Below are 16,399 nucleotides of genomic sequence, written 5' to 3' on the forward strand. Positions count from 1 at the left end.
TTCCATGAACGCCAAACCTTATTTGACTGCAAACCTGACCATGGAAGGCAAGGTCTGCATCGTGACGGGCGCCGCATCCGGCATCGGACGCGCCATCGCGCGACAGCTCGCCGCGAATGGTGCGATTGTCGTGGTCGCGGACGTAACGACCGACGTCATCGAAGGCGGTGAGCCGACCGCGGCATTGATCGATCGCGATGGCGGCATAGCACACTTTATTTTTACCGACGTCAGCGACACGGCCCAGGTCGATGCACTCGTTGCGCAGACAGTCGCGCGTTTTGGCCGGCTGGACGTGCTGGTGAACAATGCCTGCATCCGGCATGCGCGCCCCCTGCTCGACATGGAAGAGGCAGACTGGCAGCGCGTGCTCGACGTGAACCTGACTGGCGTCTTTCGCTGCAGCCGCGCCGCCGTGCGGCAGATGACCGGCCAGCCGCCAGTAGATGAAGTGCGCGGTCGCATCATTAATCTGTCGTCGCAACACGGCATGATCGCGGCGCCGGGGGATCTCGCTTACGGTACCGCGAAAGCCGCGATCGACTACATGACGCGGCAGATCGCAACCGACTATGCGCCCCACGGCATTGTCTGCAACGCCGTCGCACCCGGCAAGATTCAAACCGGTGCTAGCGGCCGCGCAGTGGATCCCGTGGTGCTCGATCGCGCGACCCGGCGAACGCCGTGGCCCCGCCTCGGTCACCCGGACGACATTGCGCGCGCCGTTCTTTTCCTGGCAAGCGATCTCTCCACGTTCACGACCGGCACCACGCTGATGGTCGACGGTGGCTGGATGGCCGCATGAGCGAACACGACGATCTGCACGCTCCACTCGATCTGCTGATCACCGATGCCACGCTGCTGCTCGCAAATGGCCAGGCGCAACGGGCGTCGCTCGGTATTCGAGGCGCGCAGATCGCGTATATCGGAGGAGCGGCCGGCGCGGCGCCGCCCGCCGCCCGGCGCGTAATGCCGCTTCCGGGCCGCGTCATCACGCCCGGATTCATCAATACGCACTACCATGCAGGGCTGAACTTCGTGCGCGGCGTCGCGGCGGACTGCGGGTTTGCGCCGTCGTACACGCCCGGCTTACCGCAGGCGTCCTGGCTCACGCCCGACGAAGCGTGCGCGCTGTCGCGGCTCGGCGCGCTCGAAGCCTTGCGGGCGGGATGTACAACGCTCGTCGACAGTTTCGTGCACGCCGAGGCAACGGTCGAAGGCATCGCCCAGACAGGCGTGCGCGTCTTCGCGAGCCAGCGTCTGGCCGATGTCGATTTCACGTCCTTATTGGCGGGCGAACGGCGGTTTGAACGCGCCCGTGGCGAGCGTCAGCTCGAACGCGCCGAAGCGTTCGTTGCACGATGGGCGGGCTGCGCCAACGGACGAATCCAGACCCACCTGACTGCTCACGCGCCCGATACCTGTTCGATCGACATGCTGAAGGATGTCGATGCGCTAGCCCGCCGCCTGAATCTGCAGGTCAGCACGCACCTCGCGCAAAGCGCTGAAGAAGTGGCGTGGGTGCGAGCCCAGTATGACCGCTCGCCGGTCGAACTGCTCGATGAACTCGGACTGCTCAATGAGCGCCTGCTGGCCGGCCACTGCATACACGTCAATGACACGGACATCGCACTGCTTGGCAAGAGCGGCGCACACATCGTCCACATTCCATTGGGCAATGCGATATCTGGACGCGTTGCGCCGACGCGCCGCCTGATGGAAGCAGGCGCGTCCCTGTGCCTCGCCACCGACACCATGCATGGCGACATGATCGAAGCCATGCGCTGGGCGCTCGCCATGGGCCGGCTTCAGGCAGGCGGCGTGGACAGTGATTGGCAACCTCACGATGTCTTCTCGATCGCTACACGTCACGGTGCGTTGGCGCTCGGCCGGGGCGATCGCCTCGGCGAGATCGCGCTCGGCCGTCTCGCTGATCTGGTAATTCTCGATTTTCGCCGCTCACATCTCACCCCGTGCGTCGATGCGCTCGGCAATCTCGTTCACAACGCGAGCGGTGCCGACGTCGAAAGCGTCATCGTCAATGGCGAGTTCGCCGTCAGCGACGGGCACGCTCTGTTTGTCGATGAAGACGCCGTTCGCGCGGAAGCCCAAAGCGTCTGCGAGGCCGTCTGGCGACGCTGCGACACCCCACGGCGTTCCTATCCACCTGCTTCAGCTATTCACTCATGAGCCAACGCATCCGGCTGGGTATTCTCACGCCCTCTTCCAATACTTCACTTGAACCGCTCACGCAGGCACTTGTGGCCGCCCTTCCCGGAGTCAGCGTTCATTTCGCCCGCTTTCCGGTTACACAGATCGCACTTAGCCCCGACGCGCTGGGCCAGTTCCAGCGCGAACGTATCCTCGATGCCGCACGGCTGCTCGCCGACGCGCATGTCGACATGATCGGCTGGAGCGGCACGTCTGCGGGGTGGCTCGGCTTCGATCAGGACGAAGCACTGTGCGAGGCGATCAGCCAGGCCACCGGCGTGCCGGCGAGCACCTCGGTGCTCGCGCTAAACCGCGCGCTCGATGCCCTCGAGATCCGCCGGCTCGGGCTCGTGTCGCCGTACCTCGTCGACGTTCAGCAGAAGATCATCGCGAACTACGCGGCACGCGGTATCGATGCGTTGTGCGAAAGCCATCTCGGCATTCAGGAAAATTTCGCCTTCGCTCTGGTGGACGAACCGACGTTGGACCGCCAGGTGGCCGACGTGGTCGCTGCCGGCGCAGAAGCCGTAACGACTTTCTGTACCAATCTGTATGCCGCGCACCGTGTCGTTCATTGGGAACAGCAGCACGGCGTGCCTGTGCTCGACACTGTGACAACCGTCGTTTGGGACATGCTTCGCCGTCTTAACGTGGACACTCGCCGCATCGACGGCTGGGGCCGACTTTTTCGGGAAATCTGATATGCCTGCATTCGATACTGTCATTCGCAACGCACGCGTGGTCACGGCCGCGGATATCTTCACCAGCGACATTGGCATTCGCGATGGCCGGATCGTCGCCCTCGGACTCAGCCTGGACAGCGGCGAGCGTGAAATCGACGCAGCCGGCCGCCACGTGACACCGGGCGGCGTCGATAGCCACGTGCACTTCGACCAGCCGACCGGGGACGGCTCCATCATGGCCGATGACTTCCTGTCCGGCACGACATCTGCAGCCTGCGGCGGCACGACCACAGTGATTCCGTTTGCCTGTCAGCAGAAGGGACACACGTTGCGCGAAGCGATCGACGATTACCACCGCCGCGCCGGCGCGAAAGCCGTGATCGATTATTCCTTCCACATGATCATTACGGACCCGACGCCTCACATTCTCAAGGAGGAGCTGCCCGCGCTGATCGCCGAAGGCTATACCTCCTTCAAGATCTACATGACGTACGACGCGCTCAAGCTGAGCGACCGGCAAATGCTCGATACGCTGTCGGTTGCGCGCAATGAAGGTGCGATGGTAATGATCCACGCGGAAAACGCCGACTGCATTGCCTGGCTGACAGAGCGTCTGCTCGAAGCGGGTCATACCGCGCCACGCTATCACGCGACGTCGCGACCGATGCTCGTCGAGCGCGAAGCCACCCATCGCGCAATCGCCTTCGCCGAACTGGTCGACGTGCCGATTTTGATTGTGCACGTGTCGGGCCGGGAGGCCGTTGAGCAGATTCGCTGGGCTCAAAGCCACGGTCTCAAGGTCTACGGCGAAACATGTCCGCAATATCTGTTTCTCACTGCGGACTCGCTTGGCTGCGACGACAGTTTCGAAGGCGCCAAGTGCATCTGCAGTCCGCCACCGCGCGACGAGGCGAACCAGCAGGTGATATGGGACGGCCTCGAAAACGGCTCGTTCGAAGTCTTCTCGTCCGACCACGCGCCGTTTCGCTACGATGGCCCGGATGGCAAGAAAGCGCACGGGGAGAATGTTTCGTTCGACCAGATTGCCAACGGTATTCCCGGTGTCGAGACACGCATGGCTTTGCTGTGGTCCGAAGGCGTGCGTCAAGGCCGCATCACGCCGCAAAGCTTTGTCGCCCTGACGTCGACGAATGCAGCAAAACTGTATGGGCTGTATCCGCGCAAGGGGAGTATCGCGATCGGCGCCGACGCCGACCTCGTCATCTGGGACGAAGGGCTTGAATTCGAGATCAAAAACGAAAACCTTCACCATAACGTCGATTACACCCCATACGAAGGCATGCAACTGAGCGCGTGGCCCGCCCTCACGATGGCGCGCGGAGAGGTGGTATGGGACGGGCAGAAGTCTTGCGGGGAATCGGGACGAGGCCAGTTCCTGCCTTGCGCGCGACCCGATCCGGCGAAGCCCCGGCGGCGCAAGACGCTGTTGCCGCTTTGATCATCCGCCTCGAAGTCCGGGGCTCGGCCAGAACAACGCGGCGCTGATGCGAGGGCACGGCTGCATCGTCGTCGGGCGCACATTAAGAGAGGCCGTCTGTACGGCGGTATGCCGCCGGAGAGGCTGCCGGTCGTACAACTGAAGAAAGTGCTCGCAAGCTCCCGGAAGTCACAGCGGCAAACCTCGAGTCGCTACCGGGCACCGGTGGAGTTTGGCGCGTGCCGCCCGGATCCTGTTCTCGGTCCGACGAGGCGACTATTTTAATGTCGATCGATGCGCATCCGCTTTCCCGCACGGGAAGTCGGTCGGCCAGCCCCGGATACACATGCCGGCATGCAGCCGGGAGCGTCGCTCGCGTTCAGTTCAGAACTGCTGCGCGTCCCGGCAGCATTTGCCGCGATTTTCTGCGCAAAATGCTACCCTCTATCAAGTTCATGTCGCTCGGCAATGCGCTGTCAAAGAGGTCTGGAATCGCTTCGGTCGCCGGTTGCCGCGACGGCATTGAGCCGCTCCGGACCTGCGAGAGAACATCCGGCGGCAGCCAGGCATCCTCAATAGCGCCGATGCCGACCTCGATCATCTGCTGCAGGAAAAACGATTGGCCGCGTCCCGTCAATTCTGCCAATAGCCGCAACCTTTGCTCGATCTGTGGGTTGACGCGTACCGCGACCACCTTCCGCTGATTTTCGGCGGTTCGTTTCGCCGCATACTCCTGTCGTATTCTCCGCGCCGCAAACGGGCGCGTTCGTGCGGTGCTTCTACCATGGTGAATCGCGGTTCGCAACGCTAGTTAAAGGACGGGGTTCCTCTATCACGCTACCCGCATTGCCAGACTGAAAAGAAGAACGATGATGACGTAACGTCGAAACCGGGCGCAATGCCGAACAGTGCGAGAAGGCCGCACAGTTTCGTGAGTGTGGCGGCCACCTCTGCGAGGTGAATTGAGATCGGCGCCGACGTGGCGTAACCGCTCGACCAGGATGTCGTCGCATTTGAACTGCGGCCAACTGTGCGCGACGAGTCATCTCGTGGATGTCCCCGCGCTGATCCGTTTCCAGAGAGTAACGGATTGCGTCGGTCACGACGCGCCTGTCATGCGATGCCAAGGCCAGGATCGAACCGGTACACCGCTTCGTCGCACAGTGACAGGAATAGTCCGCGACCAATTCGGGAGTAATTGCTTCATCGATCGTGAGTCCATAGGCGATGGAAAGCTCGTCCCCCGGCAGCACACAGAAGCGACAGCGCCCCAACAAGGCTGATGGCATAGACTCCCGCCCCCTCCGGGGCGATACTTACCTCACCAATTCCCGGGAGAACATCAATGCCTGCACTAACCATTGGTCTGGATATCGCAAAAAACGCGTTTCAGATTCATGGCGTCGACCACCATGGCAAGACCGTTGCACAGCGGAAACTTCGCCGGGCTGACGTGTTGAAGTTCTTCGCAAAACTGCAATCGAGTCTGGTTGGTATCGAGGCCTGTCACGGCTCCCATTTCTGGGCCCGTGAGCTAACCGCGTTGGGCCACACGGTCCGTTTGCTGCCGACGCAATATGTGAAGCCGTTTCTGGTCGGTGGCAAGAACGACGCAAATGTCGCGGCAGCGATTTGCGCGGCAGTGACGCGCTCAGGCATTCACTTCGTTGCAATCAAGAGCGCTGAACAGCAGTCGCTGCAGTCGGTTCATCGCATGCGCCAACGGCTCATCCAGGAGCGGACAGCGAAATCGAATCAGATCCGGAGCATGTTTGCTGAAGAGGGTGTGATCTTCCCGATCGGGCTTCCACAATTGAGAAAAGGAGTGGTTGAGCTCGTCAACAATCTCGATTCCCCCATTACCGCTTTGCTCAGACGGCTTGGCTCGATGTACCTCGAGCAACTAAAGGCACTGCAGCAATGGCTTGACGAACTTGCTGCTGAGATAGCGGAGATCTTCAAGAGCAATGAAGCTTGCCAACGGCTCGCTACCGCTCCAGGAATCGGACCGGTCATCGCGACTGCGCTCCTAAGAAGTGTGGGCGATCCATCGCAGTTCAGGAACGGCCGGCAATTTGCAGCCTGGTTGGGGCTGACGCCGATGCAAAGATCGAGCGGAGGCGCAACCAGGTTAGGCAGCATCACAAAGCGCGGCGACACTTATCTGAGAACCCTACTTGTACAGGGCGCCCGCGCGATGATGCACTTCGTGAATCATCGGGATGACCGTCACAGCCGATGGATCAAAGCCGTAATGCAACGCCGCCACGTGAGCATCGCGGCGATCGCCCTGGCGAACAAGACGGCGCGCATTGCCTGGGCAATATTGACGGGTAATGGTTGCTTCAGGGCGGCGGCGTAACAGGCAACTGACATCGAGAACTGTTTCATTTCTTTCGCGATTGCGCAAGAAGCGGCAAGCATGGCGAACCGGTCGGACCGGGGTCTTGTCGCGATAAGGGCCGTAGGATAAGCAAGTCCCATATGTTCAGGATTGCTTACATTATGAGCGAATGGAATTGCTCGGCAGCATTTTCCGTTCGGCGTTGATGGCTTGCAGGGCGGCCAGATGGGCACCCCTTTTGTCTACGGTGATGGTCTCCGGTTCGCCGTTCTGATCGATGGATTTCTCGAAGTAGCGACGCGCGGCGGCCTTGTCACGATGGGCTCGCAGCAGGAAATCGACGGTCTTTCCGGCCTTGTCGCGCTAACGATTACAGCCTGAGTAAAGCGTATATCAGTAGGACTACTTACACTGCCAACGAGTAGGATTGTTCGGCTGCAGTCGAGGCGACGCCATCGTCACACAACTGCCCCTTGCGGATCATGTGTGCGATCTCTATGCCAGACAGGATGATGCGCGCACTGCGGAAAGCCTTGAACCCCCAGCATCGGTTTGATGATGCGTTTGATGGCACGGTGATCCTGCTCGACGGCGTCGTTCAGGTATTTGTTTTGACGGACCTTGATCGGTGTAATCCCTAGCGCGAGGACACTTGCTTTGCGGCGGCGCTCCTGGTAAATTAAATTCCATATACCGGTATTTAATTCCGTTAAACGGAATTTGGCGGAACAGACGATCTTTCATCCTTATAATCATGCTGGAGACCCCCATTCCATGTCGGCGACTTCCCGTTCGAACGTGCCCAGAGCACGTTGGTACAAAATCGGCTTCCTACTGTTTCTGATCTATCTGATCTGCTTCGCGGATCGCAGCAATATCGGCGTGGCCGCGCCCGAGATGGTGCGCGAGCTCGGATTGAGCGGCGCGGTGACCGGCGCATTGCTGTCCGCCTTCTTCTGGGGATATGTGGTGACGCAGTTGCCGGGGGGCTGGCTCGCCAGCCGTGTCGGACCTAAACGCGTGATCGTCGGCGCGCTGGTGGTCGTCGGCGCGACGGGGTGTCTCACCGGCATCGTCACGCATCTGCCCGCGCTGCTCACCATCCGCTTCGTGATGGGTCTTGCAGAGGGCGTCGTCTGGCCGTCCTTCGCGGTAATGTTCATCAACTGGTTTCCCACTGCCGAACGCGGCCGCGCCGTCAGTCTCTCCCAATACGCGTTGCCGCTCGCCTCGGTGATCATGGCGCCGCTGGCTGGCTGGATGATCCACGAGTTTCACTGGCGCACCATGTTCGTCATGCAAGGCATCCCGGCACTCGCCCTCGCCGTGGTGTTCTGGATTTTCGCATCCGAAGATCCGGTGACCGACCGGCGTCTGTCGGCGGCGGAGCGCGACTACATCGTCGCGGGCCGCACCGAAGCGATGATCGAGGAAGGCCGTTTCGCCGATGTGCTGCGCATGCCGATCGTATGGGGCCTGTGCCTGACCTATTTCTTGTGGATCACCGGCATGTACGCGTTCGGCATGTGGGCGCCCACCCTGCTCAAGCAGCTGTCCACGACCATGGGCATGGATACCGTCGGCTGGCTGACCGCCGTACCGTATGCTTTCGCCACGGTTGCCATGTACCTTGTCTCGCGCGCGGCCGACCGCTCGCGCTTCTCCCGCGGATGGTACGTGTCGGGCGCCTTGTGTCTGGCCGGATTCGCACTTCTAGGCCAGCATTTCGTGGCGAACACGCTGACGATGAACATGGTCATGCTGGTGCTCGCCGGCGTCGGCATCTACGCCGCACTCGGCGCGTGGTGGAGCTGGGCGTTGGCCAACGTGCCGCGCAATCAGGCTGGCCCGGCAATCGGACTGATCAACCTGTTCGGCAATGCGGGCGGCATTTGCGGACCGCTGTTCGTCGGCTTCGCCTCGGCCGGCGGCAAGGCCAGCGACGGCCTCTATCTGATCGGCTTCGCGCTGCTGCTCGGTTCGTTGGTGGCCCTACTGCTTGCCTCGAAGAATCCTGTGACGCAACCGGCCAACGTCAGCCACGTGTTGCACTGACGCACCGGCTTCACACGCGCCCCCCGATCATGAACTCACGCATTTTTCTTGCCGACGACGGCGCCAGGCTTTACTGCCGAGGCCCGTCGGATAGCGCCGCGCACGACGCCGTGCCCGTGCTGATGCTGCATTCGCTGTTCTTCGACGGCTCCATGTTCGACGCCGTCCGCGCTCTGTTGTCCACGGACCTCGCGGTCTATGCGCCGGATCATCGAGGCCAGGGGCGCAGCGGAGCCGGCCGCGAGGCACCCTCGATCGACCGTCTCGCCAGCGACACAATCGGCATCATCGAAACACTGGGTGCCGGGCCCGTGCACCTGGTGGGCAGTTCGATGGGCGGCTATGTCGCGCTGCGCATCGCGCAACGGCGGCCCGATCTGCTGCGCTCGTGCGTGCTGTCCTGCTGCACCGCGCACGCTGAGCGGCAGCCCGAGCGGTTCGCAGCGCTCGAACAGCGTATTCGCGACGAAGGCACCGCGCTGTTGGGACCCACGTTATTGCAAACCATGTTCGGCGAACGCTTTGTCGCCGAAGACGGCGAGGTCTGCCGCGCCTGGCGCCGTCACTTCGAAAGTCTGGGCCGCAGCGCCGCCGACCCGGTTCAGGGCGTGTTCGCCCGTCCCGGCTACGAAGCGCTGCTCGCCGACGTGCGTCTGCCGTTGCTGCTCTTCAGCGGTGAACTCGATCGCGCCAAACGTCCGGCGGATATGCAATACATTGCCGAGCGCGTGGCGGGCAGCCGCCACGTGACAGTGGGCGATTCGGGCCACACGCCGCCGGTAGAAAACCCTGCTTTGTTCGCGGCAGAACTGCTGCGATTCTGGAATGAATCGACACCCGTTGCCGCGCGTGCGCTGAATTGACACACGCGGTCGGGCATTTTTCGAAAGGAGTTTAATCAGCATGCCAACAGAAATCGCCGACCAGACGTCGGGCAGCGGTTACGCGCAGGACGCGCTGCCGTTGCGCGACATTGCCGAGGGACCGCGCCCCGCCACGTTCGAGCTGCGCCATGGCGACGTGCTGCTGCGCGGCAGCCAGAGCCGCTCGTCGGGCAGCAAGGCGTTTCCCGCCCGCGAGGTCTGCATGGAAACCGGCGCGCGCGACATGGAGCCGATGCTGTTCGGCCCGCGCGGCACGCTGTATTCGTTCTCGACGGTACGGGTATCCTCCACCCGCACCACGCCCTATACGATCGGTTACGTCGATTTCCCGAACGGCGTGCGGGTGCTCGCGAATCTTGACCCGTCGATCGATCTGTCGAACTTCGTCTGCGATAGCCTGGTGGAAGTGCGCGCGGACGGCGACGTCTGGTTCGTGACGCCCGTCACGGCACACGCCGGAGAGAAAGCATGAGTGAAGCCTACATCGTCGGCGCTGCGATGATTCCGATGGCCAAACATCGCGAATCGAGCTACTCGGGACTCGCGCTACCCGCCGTGCTGAACGCGCTGAAGTCGGCGGGCGTTCCGCCGAAAGAAGTCGGCGCCGTGATTTGCGGCCATGCGTTCGGCGGCATGCTGACCGGCCAGCGGATCGTCAAGGAACTCGGCATCGGCTCAGTGCCCGTCACCAATGTTGACAACGCCTGCTCGGGCGGTGCGACGGCCCTGCACCTCGCGTGGAAAGACGTGCAGGCGGGCCGCCACGATATCGTGCTCGTGATCGGCGTGGACAAGCTCACCCAGTTCGGCGGCGGCACATTGCCGCTCGTCACCGAAGACCCCGAAGTCCAGCAGGGCATGGTGATGCCCGCGCTGTATGCGATGCGGGCGCGGCGCTACCTGCACGAACGCGGCGTAGGCATCGAGACGCTCGCCGGCGTGAGCGTCAAGGCGCGCCGCCACGGCGCCCGCAATCCGTATGCCCAGTTTCGCAGCGAAGTGACTGCGGAAGAAGTGCTGGCTTCGCGCCCGATCTGCGATCCGTTGACGCTGCTGCAATGCTGCCCGACCGGCGACGGCGCGGCCGCGGTGCTGGTGGTCTCGGAAGCCGCGCGCAAGCGGCTCGGGCGTCCGGCCGTGCGGATCGCGGCTTCGGTCCTGCACTCGGGTCAGGCGACCGCCGGGTTTCGCGACATGCTGCGTCCCGAGATTTCCTATCACTCCGCCGCCGACGCTTATGAAGCCGCCGGCTTCGGCCCCCAAGACCTCGATATGGTGGAGCTGCACGATGCGTTCTCCATCGCCGAACTCGTCTACTACGAAGCGCTCGGCCTGTGCGAACCGGGCGCCTCCGCGGATTTTCTGAGGGCGGGACGCTCGACCTATGGCGGCGATGTGGTGGTCAATCCGAGCGGCGGGCTTTTGTCGAAGGGTCACCCGGTCGGCGCGAGCGGCGTCGCTCAGGCGGTCGAGGTGTACTGGCAGCTCACCGGCCAGGCCGGCGAGCGCCAGGTGACGGACGCCAAACGCGGCTTGAGCCATGTGACGGGCGGTGGCATCGCCGGCCTCGACCACGGCGCCTGCACTGTGCATTGCTTCGAGCGGGCCTGACATGAGGGAAATGGAAACCGCCGCACCGACGCAGGAAGCCACCAGCGGCACCGTGAGCCGCGCGCTGCAGTTGCTCGCGCTCATCGCGGACGCGGGAGGCACCGTGAGCGTCAAGCAGATCGCCGAGCAGATGCGGCTCGCGCCTTCCACCGCGCACCGGTTGTTGAACCTGTTGAAGAAGGAAGGCTTCGTCGACTCGGCGGTCGAGGGTCGTCAGTACGTGATCGGCGCGCAGTTCTACCGCGTCGCCGCTCGCGTGGTCAACGCCGTTTCGCCGCGCGACATTGCACAGCCGGTCATCGAGTCGATCGCCAATGCGTTCAGCGAAACGGTGCTGTTCGGCGTCTATCAGGCTGCCCAGCACGCCTTGCATTTCGCGGCGCGTGCCGACGGCCAGCAGAAGCTGAAATACGAAATCGCGATGAACCAGCCGCTTTCGCTCGTCTGGGGCGCATCGGGCAAGGCGATTCTCGCGTTCCTCTCTCCCGACGTGATTCGCACGATCATCGATCTGGAAGGACCCTCGCCCGCGAACGGCGCCACCTTGCCGCCAATCTCCGAACTTGAACTCGAACTCGCGGAAATTCGCGAGCGCGGCTACGCCGTCAGCGACGGTGAAAAACTTCCGGACGCCCGCGGCATCGCCGCGCCGGTATTCGGCCCCAAAGGTGTGATTGGCTGCATCTGCCTGACATCGCCTAAAGCACGCATGCCGCACGCCGACATCCACGCGATCGGCGTCGAAATTTGCGCGCGCGCCGAAGCGCTTTCCCGCGACCTTGGAGCACCGTCGACATGAGCACCACTCCCCTTGCGAACGCCGCGGCACACGCTTGCCTGCCGCTCGCCGGCTACCGGATTCTCGATCTCACGACCTTCCTGTCGGGCCCGTTCTGTACGCAAATCCTCGCCGACCTTGGCGCGGAAGTGGTCAAAGTCGAAGCACCGGAAGGAGACTCGAGCCGTGCGATTCCACCGCACTTCGTCGGCGACGACAGCGCTTATTTTCTCGGCGCGAATCGCAACAAGAAGAGCCTTGCGATCGACATGAAGCTCCCCGAGGGCCTCGCGCTCGTCAAGCGCCTGATCGGCGAGGCGGATGTCGTCGTGGAAAATTTCCGCCCGGGCGTGGCGGCCCGCATTGGACTCGACATTGCCGCTTTGCGAGCTGTGCAGCCATCGCTGATCTGGGCGTCGATCAGCGGCTTCGGTCAAACCGGACCGTGGCGTGATAAACCGGCATACGACATGATCGTGCAAGCGTTGTCCGGCGTAATGAGCCTGACGGGCGAACCCGGACGCCCCGCCGTGCGGCTCGGCATTCCGGCCGGCGACATGGTGGCGGGCATGTACGCGACGATCGCGATCAATGCGGCCCTCGCAGATCGCGAACGTCACGGCGAAGGGCGGGTGATTGACGTCTCCATGCTCGACTGCCAGCTTGCCATGCTGTCGTATCAGAGCACGTACTCGCTCGTGGCGGGCGTCACGCCGCAGCCGCAAGGCGCGCGTCATGACTCGATCCCCACCTATCGGTCGTTCAGCGCCGGCGACGGCCGCGAACTCGTCGTGACGGCGAATACCGAGCGGATGTGGCGCGGACTGTGCACGGCGCTCGGCCTGGCCGATCTGCCCAGCGATCCGCGTTTCGACAGCGGCGGCAAGCGGCTCGCCAATCGCGAAGCCTTGTGGCCATTCCTCGAAGCCGCATTTCGCACGCGCGCCGCGATGGAATGGATCGAACCGTTGACGGCCAACGGCGTACCCGTCGCCCTCATCAAGACCGTGCCGGAAGCGCTCGACGACGCGCGTGAGGCGGGCCGCAGCATGATCGTCCATCTGTCGGACGATCTGGGCCATAGCGCGGACGTGGTGGGCAATCCAATCAAGTTCGCGGGCGCCGCCGAAGTGCCGGCGACCTATCCGCCGGCGCTCGGCGCCGATGCGCACCGGGTGCTGGACGACTGGCTCTCATGCCCGGCGAGCGAGATCGACCACCTGCAGGACAAAGGCGTGCTGCTCAACCGCGCCGCGCTCACGCCATGAGCGCGCCGGTCATCGCCCCGGTCAAGCTCGGGACACTCGCCACAAGCTGGTTTGAGAGCGGCAGCGGCACCGCGGGCGCGGTGCTGATGCTGCACTCGCTCGGGCTCGACGCCCGCGCGTTCGATCCGCTGCGCGACGCGTTGCCATCCGACTGGCGAGTCGTTTCATTCGACCAACGCGGACACGGTGCCGCAGCGGCGGAATCGCCGCGTTCGCTCGAACAGCTGAGCGACGACGCTTGCGCCGCTATCGAACAATGCGGCGTCAACGGCGTGCACCTGCTCGGCCATTCGATGGGCGGCGCGGTGGCCGCGCTCGCCGCGGTGCGGCTCGGCGGCCGCGTGGCATCGCTCACTCTACTTGCCACGCCGGCCGCGGGTCATCCCGTGTTCGAGACGCGAGCCCAGGCCGCGCTCGACGACGGCATGGCAGCCGCCATCGACGCGACGCTCGAACGCTGGTTCGGCGCGCCCTGCATGTCCTTTGCGTCTCCCGGCTCTCACGCGATCGCTTATGCGCGCGCCGCCTTGAGCGCCATGAACCCAGCCAGTTTCGCGGCTGCATGGCGCGCGCTGGCGCGCTTCGAGGGCTATCCGCCCCTCGCGAAACGGCTGCCGCGCACCCAGCTGATCGCGGGTGCCAAGGACCTGTCGACGCCGGCCGTCGCCATGCGCTCAATCGTCGAGGCCATCATCGCGGGCGGCGCGACCGACACACCGGTTTTCCATCAGATCGAAGACGCGGGGCACATGTTGCCGCTCACGCATCCGTCGATCGTAGCGGCGGCGCTGCTATCCCATTGGCGGGCAGCGGCAAGCCGTCCGTGACAGCGCGTTTTACTTCGGGAATCGAAACATGACTCAACAGAACAAGTTCTCCACGCCCCGCCTGCTGAGCGAATGCGTGGCCGTCGTAACGGGCGGAGCCGCGGGTATTGGCCAGGCGGTCGTCGCCGCACTCGTTGAACGGGGCGCGCGCGTGGCATCGATCGATCTCGGCACCGACGGTGTCCCGCCGGGCGCCGCCGCGCTGGTCGCCGACGTCCGCGATCAGGCCGCGCTGGATCGTGCCATCGGCGAATTCGGCAATCAGCACGAGCGGATCGACATCCTCGTGAACAACGCCGGTGTCAGCTTCGTCGGCACAATCGAGGACGGCAGTGAGGACGACTGGCGGCGCCTGTACGACATCAACGTGATGGGCATGATGCGCGCCACCCGCGCCGCCCTGCCGTTCCTGCGCCAGTCCGGCGCGGCCTCGATCGTCAACATGTCCTCGTGCACCGCCGTCAATGGCATTGCGCAGCGCGCGCTCTACTCGGCGACCAAGGGTGCCGTTCATTCGATGACACTCGCCATGGCTGCCGACCTCATCAAGGAAGGCATTCGCGTCAACGCGGTGGCGCCAGGCACCGTGGATACGCCGTTCATGGTCGAGCTTGCCGCGCGCGCCGCGGACCCCGAGGCGAAGCGCGCGGAGTTCGAAGCGCGTCAGCCGACCGGAAAGATGGTGTCTCCGCAGGAAGTCGCCGAGGCAGTGGCCTATGTCGCCAGCCCGGCGGCACGCTCGACGGTCGGCGCAATCATTAATCTCGACGGCGGCATGGGCCCGTTGCGCGTCATGCGTTGAACGCCCGCGTCGCAATCCTGCCATCACTCTTATTGCCATGTCATCAAAGAAGGAGCACACCATGGATTTCGCAGGAAAAGTCGTCATCATCACCGGCGCGGGTCAGGGCATCGGTCGCGCGTATGCGCTCGAATTCGCGAAAACCGGCGCGTCGGTCGTGATCGCCGATCTGAATATCGAACAGGCGGATAAGGTCGCCGCCGAGGTCACGGCTGCCGGCCACAAAGCGCTCGCGGTCAAGGTCGACGTGGCGAACAAGGAGAGCGCCACGCTGATGGCCGCGGCGGCCATCGAAGCGTTCGGCCGTATCGACGTGTTGATTAACAATGCGGCGATCTTCTCGACGCTGAAGATGAAGCCGTTCGAAGAGATCGACGGCGACGAATGGGACCGCGTCATGGCGGTTAATGCCCGTGGCGTGTTCTTCTGCTCGCAGGCGGTCGCGCCTTCGATGAAGAAAGCGCAGTACGGCAAGATCATCAATATCTCGTCGAGCGTGGTCGTGACCGGCCGGGCAAACTATGCGCACTACGTGGCCTCGAAAGGTGCCGTCGTGGCGCTCACACGCGCCCTCGCGACCGAACTCGGCGAATTCTCGATCAACGTGAACGCGATCAGCCCGCACGGCATCGTCACCGAAGTGCCGCGCGACACGATCAAACCCGAACAATGGGACGCGATCCTGTCAGCTCAGGCGCTCAAGCGCAAGGGCGACGTGAGTGACATGCTCGGCGCGACGCTGTTCCTCGCGTCCGACGCGAGCAGATATATGACCGGTCAGACGCTCAACGTCGACGCAGGGTTGCGTTTCAACTGATTAACCGCCGGCGGCGACGCTGAGTGCCGACATCAATGTCGCGCGCCGCAGTTCAACGACGGACAAGCAAGTCAAAGGAGGCAGTCTCATGGTCACGGCATCTACCGCACAGATCCAACGCACCGGCAATCGCAAACATCGCATCGCGGTGATCGATGGACCGAACATGTCCAATCTCGGCGCCCGCAGCAAGAAGGTCTACGGCAAGATCGGCTCGCTCGACGAGTTGAAGGCCTATGTCGCCGATTACGGACGTCAGCTCGGCGTGGAAGTCGAAAGCTTCTCGTCGAACCATCAGGGCGACATTCTGGAGTTCATTCACGAGTCGGCTGCGCGCGTGGATGGCTACATCATCAATCCGGCCGGGGCGACGACCATCGGCGAAGGCATTCGCCACGCGCTCGAAGACTCGGGCCGACCGGTCATGGAAGTGCATTTCGCAAATATCGCGGCTTCCGCCGGAGCTTCGCGAGGACTCGGTGGTGGCAGCATTCAGTCGAGCTTCACGCACACCGCCACCGGCATGTGCATGGGCATGCGGCAATACAGCTATATCGCCGCGTTGACGGCGCTCGTGTTCGGACTGGACGACAAAGACTTCCTCGGCGCCGGTCACGACCAGTAACGCCGCACGACTCACCACACCGCCTTGACGAGACGGGTTGCGCAAGACAACCCGCT

At 63.3% G+C, this 16,399-nt stretch carries 17 protein-coding genes and 2 pseudogenes; 16 read left to right on the top strand and 3 right to left on the bottom strand.

The features are described 5' to 3' along the window. The first annotated feature begins 4 nt into the window (after positions 1 to 4). Genes OKW44_RS01320 through OKW44_RS01340 form a run of 5 tightly spaced genes read left to right on the top strand, consistent with a single transcriptional unit; the run spans position 5 to position 4,495 of the window. Positions 5 to 805 carry an SDR family NAD(P)-dependent oxidoreductase gene (locus OKW44_RS01320; RefSeq protein ID WP_113061908.1) on the top strand — a complete coding sequence of 267 codons (801 nt, stop codon included), beginning with the start codon at positions 5 to 7 and terminating at the stop codon, positions 803 to 805. Next, the gene (locus OKW44_RS01325) at positions 802 to 2,190 is read left to right on the top strand and encodes an amidohydrolase family protein (protein ID WP_018420230.1); all 1,389 of its coding nucleotides are present in this window, start codon (positions 802 to 804) and stop codon (positions 2,188 to 2,190) included. The genes OKW44_RS01320 and OKW44_RS01325 overlap by 4 nt, the downstream gene beginning before the upstream one ends. Further along, positions 2,187 to 2,912 carry a maleate cis-trans isomerase family protein gene (locus OKW44_RS01330; protein WP_026225739.1) on the top strand — a complete coding sequence of 242 codons (726 nt, stop codon included), beginning with the start codon at positions 2,187 to 2,189 and terminating at the stop codon, positions 2,910 to 2,912. Before OKW44_RS01325 ends, OKW44_RS01330 begins: the two co-directional genes overlap by 4 nt. Before the next feature lies 1 nt (position 2,913). Continuing rightward, on the top strand, positions 2,914 to 4,353 hold the full coding sequence (gene hydA, locus OKW44_RS01335; RefSeq protein ID WP_018420228.1) for a dihydropyrimidinase: 1,440 nt from the start codon (positions 2,914 to 2,916) through the stop codon (positions 4,351 to 4,353). After that, the gene (locus tag OKW44_RS01340; protein WP_429409429.1) at positions 4,310 to 4,495 is read left to right on the top strand and encodes a class II aldolase/adducin family protein; all 186 of its coding nucleotides are present in this window, start codon (positions 4,310 to 4,312) and stop codon (positions 4,493 to 4,495) included. Before hydA ends, OKW44_RS01340 begins: the two co-directional genes overlap by 44 nt. A gap of 216 nt (positions 4,496 to 4,711) precedes the next feature. On the opposite strand, the gene OKW44_RS01345 is transcribed toward OKW44_RS01340, so the two are convergent. Further along, positions 4,712 to 5,026, bottom strand: a complete 315-nt coding sequence (locus OKW44_RS01345; protein WP_051103776.1) for a YlcI/YnfO family protein — start codon at positions 5,024 to 5,026, stop codon at positions 4,712 to 4,714. Between the two features lie 651 nt (positions 5,027 to 5,677). Between OKW44_RS01345 and OKW44_RS01350 the strand changes: the two genes are divergently transcribed. Then, positions 5,678 to 6,694 carry an IS110 family RNA-guided transposase gene (locus OKW44_RS01350; RefSeq protein WP_018420226.1) on the top strand — a complete coding sequence of 339 codons (1,017 nt, stop codon included), beginning with the start codon at positions 5,678 to 5,680 and terminating at the stop codon, positions 6,692 to 6,694. A 171-nt stretch (positions 6,695 to 6,865) separates the two neighbouring features. Here OKW44_RS01350 and OKW44_RS01355 read toward each other — a convergent pair. Both OKW44_RS01355 and OKW44_RS01360 read right to left on the bottom strand, forming a co-directional pair. Further along, positions 6,866 to 7,036 (bottom strand): annotated as a pseudogene (locus tag OKW44_RS01355) (DDE-type integrase/transposase/recombinase); the annotation flags it as partial. Between the two features lie 46 nt (positions 7,037 to 7,082). Next, positions 7,083 to 7,302: pseudogene (locus OKW44_RS01360) on the bottom strand (DDE-type integrase/transposase/recombinase); the annotation flags it as partial. 148 nt (positions 7,303 to 7,450) lie between these two features. Between OKW44_RS01360 and OKW44_RS01365 the strand changes: the two are divergent. The 10 genes from OKW44_RS01365 (at position 7,451) to OKW44_RS01410 (ending at position 16,343) form a co-directional block, all read left to right on the top strand. After that, positions 7,451 to 8,731 carry an MFS transporter gene (locus OKW44_RS01365; RefSeq protein ID WP_018420223.1) on the top strand — a complete coding sequence of 427 codons (1,281 nt, stop codon included), beginning with the start codon at positions 7,451 to 7,453 and terminating at the stop codon, positions 8,729 to 8,731. A 29-nt stretch (positions 8,732 to 8,760) separates the two neighbouring features. Continuing rightward, a complete protein-coding gene (locus OKW44_RS01370; protein ID WP_018420222.1) occupies positions 8,761 to 9,594 on the top strand; it encodes an alpha/beta fold hydrolase in 834 nt (277 codons plus the stop codon). Positions 9,595 to 9,634: 40 nt separating this feature from the next. Further along, a complete protein-coding gene (locus OKW44_RS01375) occupies positions 9,635 to 10,087 on the top strand; it encodes a Zn-ribbon domain-containing OB-fold protein (protein ID WP_018420221.1) in 453 nt (150 codons plus the stop codon). Then, complete coding sequence (locus OKW44_RS01380) at positions 10,084 to 11,226, top strand: thiolase family protein (RefSeq protein ID WP_018420220.1); 1,143 nt, start codon at positions 10,084 to 10,086, stop codon at positions 11,224 to 11,226. The genes OKW44_RS01375 and OKW44_RS01380 overlap by 4 nt, the downstream gene beginning before the upstream one ends. 10 nt (positions 11,227 to 11,236) lie before the next feature. Further along, positions 11,237 to 12,025 carry an IclR family transcriptional regulator gene (locus OKW44_RS01385; RefSeq protein ID WP_018420219.1) on the top strand — a complete coding sequence of 263 codons (789 nt, stop codon included), beginning with the start codon at positions 11,237 to 11,239 and terminating at the stop codon, positions 12,023 to 12,025. After that, entirely contained in the window at positions 12,022 to 13,272 is a 1,251-nt protein-coding gene (locus OKW44_RS01390; protein ID WP_018420218.1) for a CaiB/BaiF CoA transferase family protein, read from the top strand. Before OKW44_RS01385 ends, OKW44_RS01390 begins: the two co-directional genes overlap by 4 nt. Beyond that, positions 13,269 to 14,099: an alpha/beta fold hydrolase gene (locus OKW44_RS01395; protein ID WP_018420217.1), complete on the top strand. Its 831-nt coding sequence runs from the start codon at positions 13,269 to 13,271 to the stop codon at positions 14,097 to 14,099. The genes OKW44_RS01390 and OKW44_RS01395 overlap by 4 nt, the downstream gene beginning before the upstream one ends. A gap of 28 nt (positions 14,100 to 14,127) precedes the next feature. After that, a complete protein-coding gene (locus OKW44_RS01400) occupies positions 14,128 to 14,901 on the top strand; it encodes an SDR family NAD(P)-dependent oxidoreductase (protein ID WP_018420216.1) in 774 nt (257 codons plus the stop codon). Positions 14,902 to 14,962: 61 nt separating this feature from the next. Continuing rightward, positions 14,963 to 15,718 (top strand): SDR family NAD(P)-dependent oxidoreductase, encoded by a 756-nt coding sequence (locus OKW44_RS01405; protein WP_018420215.1) that lies wholly within the window; start codon positions 14,963 to 14,965, stop codon positions 15,716 to 15,718. Between the two features lie 88 nt (positions 15,719 to 15,806). Then, the gene (locus OKW44_RS01410; protein ID WP_018420214.1) at positions 15,807 to 16,343 is read left to right on the top strand and encodes a type II 3-dehydroquinate dehydratase; all 537 of its coding nucleotides are present in this window, start codon (positions 15,807 to 15,809) and stop codon (positions 16,341 to 16,343) included. Positions 16,344 to 16,399 lie beyond the last annotated feature (56 nt).

Source organism: Paraburkholderia lebeckiae, assembly GCF_050436325.1.
Lineage (GTDB): Bacteria > Pseudomonadota > Gammaproteobacteria > Burkholderiales > Burkholderiaceae > Paraburkholderia > Paraburkholderia tuberum.